We start from the raw sequence: 13,297 nt of genomic DNA, 5'->3' as shown, positions 1-13,297 counted from the left end.
ACCCTTCAGCATTCAGCTGGGGGACTGTTCCTCTGCATTGCCGCTGTTTTCACGATTGCCTATTTTGGGCAAGCGGCATTCACTCGCGCATGGCCCGCATTATGCTCCAGATCATCGGGTTCACTCGGATCCACAAGAAAATCAGCCCGGTGAGAATAGAACGGGCAGCTCAGGATGTATCGAGAGTAGAATGAGAAGAGCAACATTGGTGGCTGACTGACAATGCCCGAGGCCGAGCAGCAATCGGCCGGGAGTTCCCGCCACGTCATACAAAACTCATCCTAATCAGTGCAAAGTGGAGAGTATTTAGTATCACTTATTGTTGCTGCAATCACGCCATGTAGAAACAGGTCAAAACGCCCCAATGGTAGCGTGAAATTGACCCTGACGGGACAGCGGGGCTCTTAGCTATTGAAAGCTAATGAGAGGTTTTGAGTACTCAACATGCTCTAACATGTGGTGATAGTTTTGGTTGGTATTTACATGCGGTTGAAATTCCAGCCCTCCAACGCGGGCTGTTTCGGTTCGATTGTCTCTAGCTCCAGGCCTGTACCTGGAAGTGCTGGGCGAGAGGACTGTCTGGCCCTCTGACTGACTGCACAAAGCAGCCCTGGACTCGTCCAGAGTCCAGGGCTGCTTCTCCATAACAGGTTGAATGTGAGCCCTAGGTGACTGGCTCCTCTGCTTTTTATAGCTGGATTTCCGGTCGTGTGTTCCCTAGGTGCTCGAGGTCGCTATTAGTCTCCGCAACCCAAACTTCATGGGTAGTAGCGGCAGGTATGAGAGACCTTGCCCGGCGTGGGTTCCGCGCCAGGTTGTGTATAGGTAGGGGAGGCCAAGACCTACCGTGGCCACCGTTGTTCGGCGGGAAGGAGTTCAGGAAGATCCTGGTTCACGCTGTCCTGGTACCAGTAGGCGGTGCTACTGATGTCGTCGCTGCGTTCGAACAGTCCTCCGTGGTCCCAGGTTCCGATCTGTTGAACAGTTACCCGAAGTCGCTCTTGGAAGTAGATGGGATCGGGGATGTGCCAACGGTAGACGCCATGCATGGGGGGCATCCCGGGGTGGAAGGGCGCGCCCTTGGTTCGATCGACTGTCTCGTGGAATGGGTAGCCGAAATAAGGTGCGTTGAATGTGAGGACTTTGGGTTCGGGGTCGCTGCGTAGTTCGTCTTGGAAAGCCCAGGCGCCTCCTGCGTAGTCCTCAAGCCCAGTGCTACAAAGCGTGGGGTTTTCTGTGTCGTCATCTACATAGAATTTGACCTCTCCTTCCCCCCACCAATAGCGCTGTAGAGAGGCGATGCCTACGTAGGTACCTAGGTAGGTGCCCTTGCCTTCTACACCGTCCAGAATTACATGATCTTCTCCGAGTGGGAGGTTTCCGTTAGAGCGGCGCCACTGGGCGTGGAAATACATCGCGTCGGCTACGTCGTCGCCCAGTGTGTAGTCGATCTGGTAGAAGAAATGTGTCAGTTCTCCTCCGTGCTGGTTCTCGACGGTGATGCGGGCGCCATCTCGGAATGGCATCGGAATGAAGCTGTTCATTCCGCCTGTGGGTGCTACGACGATGGGTTCGGAGGTGACAAGAGCTCGTTGCGCAAATCCGTTGCAGAAGAAGTCGCCCAGAGGGACTTCGACGCTGGGAGTTTCTGAACCGTCCCAGTACATGCGAAGTACAAGGTCGCGAAGCACGAAAGGTCCGTGGTCTGTCTTGTCCGTTACTGTCATCCAAATGTGCCGGATGACTCCTGTCCCTTTAATGTCGGCCAGGATTGCTGTTTCACCTGGTGGGATGTTGACCCATGCGGAGCCTTTTCGTCCTGGGCCCAGCTTGGAGGAAGCTTTGGCGCCCTGGCCTGACTCTCCAGTGAAGTTTTCAGCGTTGATGGATCGGCTGCTGACGCCTGGGGGCTGGATGGCCCATGAGATGGTCATGATGATGTTGCCTTTCGTTGATGGGGAATTGGTCGTGAAAGCTATTTGACTGCCCCTGCTGCGACGCCGCGCACCAGGGTTCGTTGGAAGAGGAGGAAAAAGACAAGGGTGGGTACTAATGACAGGAGGGAGCCTGCGTTGAGTACTGTGATGTCGATGTTGTGTTGTCCGCGGAGGGTGGCGAGGGCGATGGGTATTGTTTGGGAGGATTGGTCGGATAGCAGTACTACGGGTATGTAGAATTCGTTCCAGGTCCAGATGAAGAAGAACACCACAAGTACGGAGAGGCTTGGTTTTAGGATTGGAACCAGCACTTTCCATAGGATTTGCCATCGGCCGGCGCCGTCAAGTTGTGCCGCTTCGATTAGTTCTTTGGGGATGGCTCCCATGACGCTGGACAGCAGGTAGGTTCCGTAGGCTGCTTGCAGGACGGAGAATACTATGATGACGCTCCACACGGTGTTGAAAGTTCCTGTGGCCTGTGCGCCGTAGAAGAGCGGGTAGATCAAGGATTCGTGAGGAAGCATGGTGGCAACCAGCAGGACGGCCAGGACCATTCCGCTTGATTTCACTCGCCCGACTCCTAGCGGGTAAGCACTCATTAGCGAAAGAGTGACAGCGATGACTGCCACAAGTGTGGAAATCAGCAGGGAGTTCCAGAGCGCTTGGGGAAAGTCGACCCGCCCCAGATAGTCCACGAAGGCATCAAACGAAATTGATGTGGGCCAACTTAGCGGTCCGTTGCTTGAATAATCTTTGGAGGACTTGAAGGCATTGAGAATAATTAGCCCGAAGGGTGCAAAAACAGCTATGCCGCAGAGTACAGCGACGGCTAGAAGTAGCCATTCATTAACTGTCCGATGTTTGGGGTGGCGGCCTTTGTGCTTGGTTCGAACACCATTGACGAATTTGGTGGTAATCATCTTATTTCCTGCCTACGTTGCCACCACAGCATGAGCGCTGCTATGGCGAAGATAACTAGGGCCATTACGGTGGAAATTGCGGAGCCGTAGCCTACTTGTGAGAGTTCAAAAAAGTTGCGGTAGGCATAGAACGACGGCACTACGGTGGATCCTTCTGGTCCTCCGCCGGTGAGTATCAGGATCGGTGCAAAGACTTTCAGGGCTGCCACGGTGGCTGTCAGCACCACAATGAACGTTTCCGGTCGGATGGTTGGCATGGAGATGGCGACGAATTGTCGCCACTTACCCGCACCGTCCAGGGCCGCTGCCTCGTAGAGTTCTGGATCCACTCTCGAAAGTGCCGCCATGAAAATTACTAGGGGGTACCCGATTTGCAGCCAGATGAGCATTAGCATGACTGAGTAGATGGCCAGATCGGGATTTCCCAGCCAGTCTGGGCCATCCATGCCAAGTGAGTGCAGGAGAGTGTTGATGGCGCCATTCGCAGGGTCTAGAATCCAGCTCCACATGAAGCCTGCGACTGCTATGGGAAGGATTTGTGGGAGGTAGTAGGTCGCCCTCAAGAAGCTGGCTATCCGTGGCCCAAAGCGCCGGCCGATAGTGTCTGTCAATAGTGCCGCCAGCAGGAGGCCGATCACGGTGGGAATGATGACGATGGCGATGACCATGAAGATCGAATTACGCAGAGAGTTCCAAAATTCGGTATCGGCAAGCAGCGTGGAGTAGTTGTTGAGGCCATTCCAATGCATGGGCGCTGCCCCGCCCTTCCACCGGAAGAACGAGAAATAGATGTTGGTCCCGAATGGGACGGCGACCACGGCCAGGAAGCCGATGAAGATCGGCAACAGGTATAGCCAGTAGCCGCTCGGTCGGCGCAATGTTGGCGCCAGTCCTTTGCTCACGGCAGAATCCAATCGTTAGTTCGTTAGTTCGTTAGAGTGTCCAGATTGAGTGGGTAGTCGGGGCAAGGAGGGGAGTTCCACCCCGACGCTGGCGGTGCTAGTCCTTGGTGCCTTTGTCGTAGAACTCTTGGAGTGCGTCCAAGTACTCGTCGGCCGATTCGTTCTTGTTCGACATCGCCTGCATATGGTTTTGAATGAAGTCCAAGAATCCTGGCACGGGGTAGTCGGGGTAGAAGGACAGAGTGTCAGCCTTGACGACTTCGTCGAACCTTTCGGTCAACTCTTTTGTGAGTGGATCGGAAATGGTTTCGGTGTCCCCAGCTAGTGGTAGTCCGCCTTTCTGACCTATCAGGTTCTGGACTTCTGGACTTAGCGTGGTCTCGATCCAGTCGTAGGCGAGATCTTTGTTCTTCGATTTTGCGGGAACTCCCCAAAGATGACCGGATGATCCCATGGAAAGTTGGGCGCCTGGCATGATGAAGAATCCCCAGTCGAAAGAGGCGTCTTCGCGGATACGGGCGAACATGCCGTTATTCCAAGGGAGCATGGCCGCCTTTTCAGACAAGAAGTTGACAGTGGCCTGTTCGAAGGACAATCCGCCGAGCTGGCTGCCGATATAGCCCTTATCTATCCATTGCTGAAAACGCTCGGTTCCGTCCTTCCAAGCGCCTGAATTGAAGTTGACCTGGTCCCGAATAAACATGAAATCGTCGATATCCTTGCGGCTTGCTTCCGCCGATACCAGGGAGTACCAGATCCACATTTGGTTGAATCCCTGGCTTGTGCTGGCGGAACTGGAAATGGGCAACTCTCCGACAGCTTGCAACTTATCCATCGCGTCCTCAAAGGAGGCGAGATCGGTGGGAATCTCAGAAATGCCAGCCTTGGCGAACTTGGTCTTGTTGTAGTAGAAGTAGACGTATTCCCCGACGTTGGGAATTCCGTACCAGTCACCGGAGCCGGCTTTGCCTTCCTCGTCATATTTCGCGAAGGCAGCCATCGAACCGCTGACCTTCTTATCCCAGCCGAACTTGGTCACGGCATCATTGAGGGGCTCCAGCAGTCCCTGAGAGGCAAGCTGCCCGCCATCGGCGTTTCCCTTATTGAACTCAACTACGTCCGGGACAGTGTTGCCGCTCAGGAGAATCTTGGCATTTTGCCTGAAAGCATCGAAGCTTGTTTGCTGGACGTCGACTGTGACGTCTGGATGCTTGGCCTTGAACAATTCGACTGCCTTTTGCCAGCCCTGGCCCTGCGGAGTGGTGGGATCTTCATATTGCAGGATGGTGAATTTGTCGCTGCCACCTCCCGCTGCTTTGCAAGCGGTAAGTGTCAGTGCTGTGAGGCTGAGTGCGCCAAGGCCTCCAAGGGCCTGACGGCGGGAAATGGATCGCATGATGCGAGGTCCTCTCTGGGTAGTTGCCGGCAGTCCCGTTTATGGGCTCGGCGAAGGTTCATAGCGCTCGCTATGAAAGAGTTAGGGGTTTGTGAATGGAGATGTTTTGTCAGGCAGCTGGTGGTGCGACTGAACCGCGTTCCACGAGTGGGCAGGCAGCAAGGTACGAAACAGGCTGAATGGATTCTTGGCTGTGTTGGCTGCGTCGGATTAGGCAACGGGCCGCCCAATCGCCCATGGCATAGTGTGGCAGTTGGATGGTTGTAAGACCCGGTAGGAGACTTTCAGCCACGAAGGGATGGTTGTCAAAGCCGACGATGGACAGGTCCTCGGGGATGCTGAGCCCTATTTGGGCTGCGGCCTGATACACCCCAAAAGCCAATCTGTCCGAAAAGCAAAAAACAGCTGTGGGTCGATCTGCCCTTTGAAGGAGCTCCAGCGCCATGGCACGCGCGGCCTCGGCACTAAGCTCCGCACAAGTCACGTGCAGTGACGGATCGGGTACGAGCCCAGCATCACGGATCGCCTCCTCGTAGCCCTGCCTGCGAAGTGATGACGCGATGTAACGCTCATCATCCAAGTTGCACATGGCAATACGACGGTGTCCGGCCTGAAGGAGGCGACGTGTTGCGGTAGCAGCGCCTCCTACCTCATCCGGCACAACCCAATCAGCGTCGGCCTCTCCCTGAGCGGGCCGTCCGTCGAGTACAACAATCGGCATCGATCGTGGTACCCGTGGCAGCTTTACATGACTGTGGTAATCGGGAGCCACGATGAGCCCTTCGATATTCCTCTGTAGGAGTGCCTTGACCGCCGGAGTTTCCAGCCCGGTCATGCCCACCGTGTCTATAAGCATTAGAAGATAGCCGAACTCGGCCGCAGCTGTCTGGGCGCCTGTAACCATAGAACCAGCAAAGGAGGTTGATGCCACCCCGTCTGCCAACAATCCAATGGTTAGCGAGTGTTTAGTCTTGAGACCACGGGCAAGGAGGTTTGGGACGTAGCCAAGATCATCGGCAACAGTCTGGATCCGGGCAGCGACCTTTGCATTAACTCGGCCTTCACCGCGGCCGTTCAGAACGAGTGACACTGCGGAGATTGACACACCAACTTCGATGGCAATGTCTTTCAGTGTCACAAGTGACATGACGTGCACGCTCCTTCAAGGTCTATGTAAACGTTTGACTCTTGACTGCAAACGATTGATGTAACCTTGATCTCGTCAAACGAGTTGACGCAAATGACGTTACTCAATCGTTACGCAATTGAGTAACGTTCGTCAGGTGGTATTAGGGCCTTGTCCCATGCCTGAAATGGTTGTTGATCAGATGGTGCCGTCTTGTTTTGGGGTAGTGATGCGGAATCGGGCATGCGGATGTTTCCTGCCATAGCATCCTGGATACCCTTTGGTTCGGTGGGCATCCACACGCCTGCGGCCCGAGCGACGGGCAGCGGAATGGGCGTTCGCAATGCCAAAGTGCTAGTGGTTGGTTGTCAGCCCAGCTGATACTCGGCCGTATGCTGCCATTACCGGTAAAATAATGGTGTGAGTTTAGGGTGGGTTGAAGTTGCGGCTTCGCTGTTCTGGTGAGGGCGGAAGTGATGGCTGATTGGCGATGCTTGAGGCCGCGAAGCCGTAGGGCGGGAGTTCCCACCACGTCATACAAAACTCATCCCAATCAGTGCAAAGGGGAGAGCGTTTAGTATCACTTGTTGTTGCAAGCTCACTATGCAGAAACAGGTCAAAAAACCCATTGGCGGTGTGAACTGGACCCCTGACGGGACAGCGGGGTTCATAAGCGTTGATAATTGACGATGGGTTTATAGCGCTGAAAAAGCTCTGACCTGCGGGGACAGTTTTCGTTGGTATTTACCTTCGGTCCTAGCTTGGATCGTTCAGCGCAGGCTGTTTCGGTTCGAATGTCCCATGAGTGAGGCCCGCCCATCGAATGCTGCCTCGGCTTGGGTAAATGCATCCTTGCTGGCGCCGAAGGGCGCCAGCTCGGTGCGGCTCGTTCAATTCGTCTCGGGCAGGGTGGGCCTGAAGATTGTCGTTGGTACTGGTCGCTCGTGACCCAGTCGTGGCCTTTGCGTCAATAGGAACACTGCTTCGTGCACTACTGCTTCTCATGAGCGCCTTTGTGCCTGCTAGCCAAGACTTCCGCTGTGTCGTGGCCTTCCATGTACCCTCCCTGAGCGGTTTCCGTTGTGGATCCACCCTGACCCAGTGCGGCCGTCCGAGTCGTCCGGGAGACATAAGACAGGTAATAACATTTTCGAGAAATATTTGGTTAACCGCTTGACCATGACTTGCAAGTCCGATTATGGTCTTGAATAACCGCTTAACCAAACATCTTGAGGTAACTAATGAATCATCGAGGCTTGTACCAGCCGGACCACGCATGGGTGGGTGACATCATCCCGTGGGAACAGGACGGAGAGTTCCATCTCTTCTACTTGTACGAGTCCAGGAAGACCCCCAAAGAGGGGATGCCCTGGCACCGTGTAGTGACGAAGGACCTCGTGCAATTCCAAGAAACTGGGGAGGAAGTTGCCTCGGGGGGGCCGGGAGCACCGGACTTCAATATTTACACCGGCAGCATCGTGCTGGATCCCAAAGGAGTCCATCACCTCTTCTACACCGGTCAGAATCCTGCCAATACAGGCGTTGACGGCCGAGCCCTGCAACTGGTTATGCACGCCACCAGCCATGACGGCATGGAATCCTGGCAGCGCCACGAAGCAGACACCTTCGGGGCCACTGAGGGCTACGAAACCGGGGATTGGCGTGACCCTTTCGTCTTCTGGGACGAGGACGCCAAGCTGTGGCGCATGCTGATCACCGCTCGCCACGGTCACGGCCCGGAACGTCGGCGCGGCGTCATTGCCCAGTGCACCTCGCGGGATCTCTCCATGTGGGAAGCCGCCCCGCCGTTTTGGAACCCACGACGCTACATCGCTCATGAATGCCCCGAAGTCTTCAAATGGGGCCAGTGGTGGTACATGGTGTACTCGGAATTCAGTGATTCATTCACCACCAGGTACCGTATGGCACGCAGCCTCTCCGGTCCCTGGATTGTCCCGGAATATGACTCACTCGACGGCCGAGCTTTCTACGCGGCAAAGTCTGCAGCTCGCGATAATCGCCGCTTCTTCTTTGGCTGGATAGCGTCCCGAGAAAATTCTAACGACGCCGGAGCCTGGCAGTGGGCGGGCACCATGTCCGTGCTCGAGGCCGAACAGCGCCAGGATGGCACACTCGCCTTCCATCCCACGGAAGAATTCCGCGAAACCTTCACCAACCCGCTGCCTGAAGACCTCGCCGGAACACTTCTCAACGCCTCCGATGGCTACGCCGATGCCCTCCTTCCCGAGGACCCTGGTTCCACCTTCCGGGCCGTAGCCCGGTTCGACATCACCAAAGATACCCGCGAATGCGGCGTGGTGCTGCGCGCCAGCAAGGACGGGGACACCGGCTACACGCTGCGATTGGAGCCGCAGCGCGGACGTTTGGTCTTTGACCGCTGGCCCCGCACCTCCACAGGCACAGAACAGTGGCAGATTTCAGGGGACGTGCCCTATGCCGTCGAACTGGAACGGGCAGTGTCTCTTGAGCCGGGAGAGCACGAGCTGGAAGTCATCGTTGATGGTGATATTTGCATCGCCACCGTTGATAACACGACCGTACTCAGCACCCGCATCTATGACCACCAGGCAGGCCTGTTGGGTGTGTTCGTCGGGGAAGGAACCACTACAGTCACCGAGTTCTCGCTCACCACACGTGGAGAACCCATAGGGGACACCGCCGACGTCGGACTCCTCGCCACCATTTCCTAACTCATCTCTTCCGCACCCACCGTTACCCAGCCATAAGTACCACTATCCGCAGAACAATCAATGGAGATTCTCTCAATGCACATCACCAAGCACAAGAGCGCACTGTTCACCGCCGTCGTTGCAGCAGCACTGGCCCTGACCAGCTGTTCAGGATCCACCGGTCCCGCCGAGGCTGTTGACATCAACCCGGCAGGGGATGTTGTTCCCCGCGAGATTTCCTGGCTGCTGTCCCGCCCGGCCGATGGCGGCGTCATCAAGGCCATGGAACAAATTGCCAAGGAATACACGGCTGATCACCCCGGCTTCAAGCTCAACCTCATCACCACCCCTGACCGTCCTTCCTACATCCAGAAGTACGAGACACTGGCAGCAGCTAACAAGTTGCCAGAACTCTTCGACACGGATGCCACCCCGTTTGCGCAGAAGCTTGCCACACAGGGGCGCATGGTCAATGTGGAAGAACTGCTCAAGGATTTGAACCTCACTGATGAATACCGGCCCGCAGCACTGAACTACCAGCGTTTCGACGATGGCTCCTTGTACATGGTGCCGTTCGAGTTCCAGTTGGAGACCTTCTGGTACAACTCCTCGCTTTTGAAGAGCGCCGGAGTTGAGGTTCCCAAGACTCTCGATGACTTCCCCCAGATGTGCACCTCCCTGCGCGATAAGGGCATCACGCCCATCGCCTTGGACGGACAGGACCAGTGGCCGCTGGAACGCTACATGGCTTACTACCCCTTCCGCATGGCAGGACCCGAGTACGTGCAGAACCTGAAGAACGGCAAGGCATCCTTTGGGGACCCCGCCGGCAAGGCAGCAGCTGAATGGTTGTACAAGCTGGGACAGTCCGGCTGCTTCCAGGAAGGCTTCTCCTCAACCGGCTATGCAGACGCCCAGGCACTGTTCACCTCAGGCAAGGCCGCCGTGTATAACATCGGCACCTGGGAACTGGGCAACTTGGCCACTGATAACCTCAATCCGGCTGTCCGTGACTCAGTGGACTACTTCACCCTGCCCACCATTGACGGAGCCGTGACCAAAACCAACGAATACGTCACGCCGTCGGGCATTGGCATGGCAGTCAACGCCAAAACCTACGATCCGCTGGTACGCGACTTCCTGGCTTTCGCCCTCGCAAAATACCCCGAAGTCTATGCAGCCACCGGTGCGCTTTCGCCGACAAACAACGTCCAGACCACCATTCCTGATAACGCAACCCCCTTATATGAGCGCGCAGTCAAGGCAGCAGACGAAGTAGGCGACGCCATCGCCATGCCCTGGGACACGCAGCTGGACCCCGCCACCAACACCCGTCTGCAGCAGGAACTGACCCTGCTTGTTCAGGGCAACATCAAGCCCGATGAATTCATCAAGACCATGGACGCAAGCCTCGCGGAGAACAACAATGGCTAGTACAACGCAAAGCCCCGGAGCACAGCTCGCCCCCCGGGCCGGGCGGGGCAAACCCGCCAAGAAAAGAAAGTCAGATTACGGGACCATGCTTCCTGGCCGGTCCGGACTCTCAGTGGCAGTATTCCTGGTCCCGCCGCTGCTCCTCTACGGTCTGGCCGTCCTCTTCCCCATTGTTCAATCACTGTTCCTGAGCTTCTTCCGCTGGGACGGCATCACGGCCATGAAGTTCATTGGTCTGGATAACTACGCCAAGATGTTCACCCGCGACGACGTCTTCTGGACCGCATTCGGCAACGCCCTGGGCTACCTGGCCATCTGCCTGGTGCTCCAACTTGGCGGCGCGCTCGCCGTTGCAGGGCTCCTGACGGGAATCACCCGCGCACGCGAACTGGTGAAAACCCTCTACCTGCTTCCTGCTGTAATCTCCACCGTCGCCATCGCTTTGCTCTTCCAACGGATCTACTCGCTGGAGCCGGTTGGCTTGTTCAACCAAGTCCTGGCCTGGGTAGGGTTGGAGCAACTGCAAACCGCATGGCTCTCCAACGTAAACACGGTACTGGCAGCTGTTTCCATTCCAGAAGGCTGGCGTTTCACGGGCCTCTACATGCTGATCATCTACGCGGCACTGCTCTCCGTACCTAAGGAATTGGAAGAGGCGGCTCGCCTGGATGGAGCCTCCTGGTGGCAAGTATTCTGGCGCATCCGCTTCCCCCACATCCGCCCGGTCTGGATCACCACCACCATCATGGCAACCACGTTCGCCCTGCGCGGCTTCGACATTCCCTACCTGCTCACCAATGGCGGGCCCGGGCAGTCCTCAGAACTGCTGACCACGTACATGTACAAGACAGCATTCGTCCACACCGACTACGGCTACGCCAGCGCAATCTCCGTCTTCATCGTCGTTGAGTGCCTGGTTGCCGTGGGCCTGATCTTCCTACTCCTTCGCCGAAGGGACAAATCATGAGCGCCTCAGTTCTCACCCCGCCCACCAAAACAGCTCCTGCGACACCACGCGAACCGGCACGGAGGAAGAAGCCCACGCGGCTTCGAGTCCAGCGTTGGCTCCTGAGCGCAACAGTGGTGGTGGTTGTCGTCGTGCAGGTCTATCCCATGCTCTGGCTCGTCCTGACCAGCTTTCGCACAGCCACTGACTTTGCCGCCGGAAACCCCTTCGCTATTCCCACACAGTTCACACTGGAAAACTACTCGAGGGCCTTCTCCGCGGGAAACCTAGGGCTGAACATCCTCAACAGCCTCATCGTGACCCTCGGTTCGAGTCTGCTGATTGTTGTGGCCGGGATGATGGCAGCCTTTGCACTGCAGGTCCTCGGCTTCCGCTTTAGCGGTGTGGTGCGTGCGCTGTTCTTGCTGGGAATCATTGTTCCGGTGCAGATCGCCTTGGTTCCGTTGTTCATCGACTACTCCAAAATTGGCCTCTTGGATACGCACATGTCCATGATTATCCCGCTGGCCGCTTTCGCATTGCCCATGGCCGTATACCTGTTCAGCTCTTTTTACGAATACATTCCACGGGAAATGTATGAGGCAGCCTCGTTGGACGGGGCCGGTCCGTTCAGAATTTTCTCCAAGATTACCTTCCCCCTGTCGGTAAACACCATCATTACCGTGGTTCTGGTGAACAGCATCTTCATCTGGAACGACTTTATTTTTGCCAACACCTTTGTGCTCTCCGATGGGCTCAAGACAATCCCACTAGGCTTGCAAAATTACATTGGCGCGATGGGAAACACGGATTGGACGGCGACGTTTGCTGCCGTCTGCGTGACAGTGACGCCGTTGCTGCTGGTATTCCTCGTGTTAAATAAGGCCATGATCAGTGGCCTCGAGAGTGGAGGAACCAAGGGATGAGCACTCTAGAGCCTGGCAGGGGCACCCATGTGGTGACGATGCGTGATGTGGCAAAAGCTGCCGGGGTATCCGTGGCAACAGTGTCGAACGTGATCAATGACAAGCCCGGTGCCCGAATCGGAGACGAAGCGCGGCAGAGGGTGCACAACGCTGTCGCCGAGCTTGCGTATCGACCAAATATGCTGGCAAAAACCCTCTCACAAGGCACGTCTCGGTTCATTGGACTCGTCGCAGATGCAATTGCAACAACTCCCTTTGCCGGCCAGATTATTCACGGTGCACAGGATGAGGCCTGGAAGAACGGTTATGTGTTGCTCGTTGCCAATACGGATGGCAATCAAGCTGCCGAAGACGAAGCAATTGCCATGATGCTTGAACACCAGGTGCAGGGAATCCTGTATTCGACCTGGTATCACCGCGAGATTACTGTTCCGCCCATGCTTCAACAAACGGATGCGGTTCTCGTGGATTGCTTTGCATCTGGAAGCGGGCTTGCCTCCGTCGTCCCAGACGAGGAACAAGGCGGCCGAAGCGCGACAGAGGGACTGCTAGCCGCCGGCCATCGCCGGATCGCTTTCATCAACACAACCACACCGTCACCAGCCCAATCAGGACGACTAGCTGGGTATCGGGCCGCACTGGATGCCGCCGGCATTGACTTCGACGAATCGCTGGTTTTTCTCGCGACCCCAGAGCAAGAAGGCGGTTTCGTCTCCACCACGGATATCATCGCATCCGGCGCGAGCGCGGTGTTCTGCCACAATGACCGGGTGGCCATGGGTCTCTACGACGGACTGCGTGAAAAAGGACTGCGGATCCCGGAAGACATGGCTGTCATGGGTTTTGACAACCAGGATGTCATTGCGGCCCATCTTCGCCCGCCGTTATCGACAGTTGCCCTTCCCCACTACGAGCTGGGTGCGGCAGGGGTCAGGATGCTCCTTGGCCTCGAAAGTTCCTCTGGCGCCGTGCCCACGCTCATCGCCTGTCCGCCGATTCTGCGGCACTCTATCTAAGGAC

General features: G+C 56.4%; 10 protein-coding genes. 5 read left to right on the top strand and 5 right to left on the bottom strand.

The window, feature by feature from the left end; translation table 11 throughout:
* Nucleotides 1-842: 842 nt before the first annotated feature.
* The 5 genes from JOF48_RS04010 to JOF48_RS03990 all read right to left on the bottom strand — a co-directional run bounded on the left by JOF48_RS04010 (nt 843) and on the right by JOF48_RS03990 (nt 6,302).
* The gene (locus JOF48_RS04010; RefSeq protein WP_209677527.1) at nt 843-1,934 is read right to left on the bottom strand and encodes a glycoside hydrolase family 172 protein; all 1,092 of its coding nucleotides are present in this window, start codon (nt 1,932-1,934) and stop codon (nt 843-845) included.
* A 41-nt stretch (nt 1,935-1,975) separates the two neighbouring features.
* Complete coding sequence (locus JOF48_RS04005) at nt 1,976-2,857, bottom strand: carbohydrate ABC transporter permease (protein WP_209677525.1); 882 nt, start codon at nt 2,855-2,857, stop codon at nt 1,976-1,978.
* Entirely contained in the window at nt 2,854-3,759 is a 906-nt protein-coding gene (locus JOF48_RS04000; protein ID WP_209677523.1) for a carbohydrate ABC transporter permease, read from the bottom strand. The genes JOF48_RS04005 and JOF48_RS04000 overlap by 4 nt, the downstream gene beginning before the upstream one ends.
* A gap of 97 nt (nt 3,760-3,856) precedes the next feature.
* Nucleotides 3,857-5,155, bottom strand: a complete 1,299-nt coding sequence (locus tag JOF48_RS03995) for an ABC transporter substrate-binding protein (protein ID WP_209677521.1) — start codon at nt 5,153-5,155, stop codon at nt 3,857-3,859.
* A gap of 109 nt (nt 5,156-5,264) precedes the next feature.
* Nucleotides 5,265-6,302 (bottom strand): LacI family DNA-binding transcriptional regulator, encoded by a 1,038-nt coding sequence (locus JOF48_RS03990; protein ID WP_209677519.1) that lies wholly within the window; start codon nt 6,300-6,302, stop codon nt 5,265-5,267.
* Between the two features lie 1,220 nt (nt 6,303-7,522).
* Here JOF48_RS03990 and JOF48_RS03985 point away from each other — a divergent pair.
* From JOF48_RS03985 to JOF48_RS03965, 5 genes are all read left to right on the top strand, one after another.
* Nucleotides 7,523-8,992, top strand: coding sequence for a GH32 C-terminal domain-containing protein (locus JOF48_RS03985; protein ID WP_209677517.1), 1,470 nt, complete (start codon nt 7,523-7,525; stop codon nt 8,990-8,992).
* 60 nt (nt 8,993-9,052) lie between these two features.
* Nucleotides 9,053-10,405 (top strand): ABC transporter substrate-binding protein, encoded by a 1,353-nt coding sequence (locus JOF48_RS03980; protein WP_425353705.1) that lies wholly within the window; start codon nt 9,053-9,055, stop codon nt 10,403-10,405.
* Between the two features lie 85 nt (nt 10,406-10,490).
* Nucleotides 10,491-11,372 (top strand): carbohydrate ABC transporter permease, encoded by an 882-nt coding sequence (locus tag JOF48_RS03975; protein ID WP_209677515.1) that lies wholly within the window; start codon nt 10,491-10,493, stop codon nt 11,370-11,372.
* Nucleotides 11,369-12,277, top strand: a complete 909-nt coding sequence (locus JOF48_RS03970) for a carbohydrate ABC transporter permease (protein WP_209677513.1) — start codon at nt 11,369-11,371, stop codon at nt 12,275-12,277. The genes JOF48_RS03975 and JOF48_RS03970 overlap by 4 nt, the downstream gene beginning before the upstream one ends.
* The gene (locus tag JOF48_RS03965) at nt 12,274-13,293 is read left to right on the top strand and encodes a LacI family DNA-binding transcriptional regulator (protein WP_209677511.1); all 1,020 of its coding nucleotides are present in this window, start codon (nt 12,274-12,276) and stop codon (nt 13,291-13,293) included. Before JOF48_RS03970 ends, JOF48_RS03965 begins: the two co-directional genes overlap by 4 nt.
* Nucleotides 13,294-13,297 lie beyond the last annotated feature (4 nt).

This window comes from Arthrobacter stackebrandtii, assembly GCF_017876675.1.
Taxonomy (GTDB): Bacteria; Actinomycetota; Actinomycetes; order Actinomycetales; family Micrococcaceae; genus Specibacter; species Specibacter stackebrandtii.
Note: the sequence above shows the minus strand (reverse complement) of the source record. Positions and strands in the feature narration are given on the sequence as shown.

Bases quoted from the DNA above. Each gene is read 5' to 3' on its own strand.
- JOF48_RS03975 (WP_209677515.1), top strand. From the start codon at position 10,491: ATGCTTCCTGGCCGGTCCGGACTCTCAGTGGCAGTATTCCTGGTCCCG.
- JOF48_RS03985 (WP_209677517.1), top strand. From the start codon at position 7,523: ATGAATCATCGAGGCTTGTACCAGCCGGACCACGCATGGGTGGGTGAC.
- JOF48_RS03990 (WP_209677519.1), bottom strand. From the start codon at position 6,302: ATGTCACTTGTGACACTGAAAGACATTGCCATCGAAGTTGGTGTGTCA.
- JOF48_RS03965 (WP_209677511.1), top strand. From the start codon at position 12,274: ATGAGCACTCTAGAGCCTGGCAGGGGCACCCATGTGGTGACGATGCGT.
- JOF48_RS04010 (WP_209677527.1), bottom strand. From the start codon at position 1,934: ATGACCATCTCATGGGCCATCCAGCCCCCAGGCGTCAGCAGCCGATCC.
- JOF48_RS03970 (WP_209677513.1), top strand. From the start codon at position 11,369: ATGAGCGCCTCAGTTCTCACCCCGCCCACCAAAACAGCTCCTGCGACA.
- JOF48_RS04005 (WP_209677525.1), bottom strand. From the start codon at position 2,857: ATGATTACCACCAAATTCGTCAATGGTGTTCGAACCAAGCACAAAGGC.
- JOF48_RS03995 (WP_209677521.1), bottom strand. From the start codon at position 5,155: ATGCGATCCATTTCCCGCCGTCAGGCCCTTGGAGGCCTTGGCGCACTC.
- JOF48_RS03980 (WP_425353705.1), top strand. From the start codon at position 9,053: ATGGAGATTCTCTCAATGCACATCACCAAGCACAAGAGCGCACTGTTC.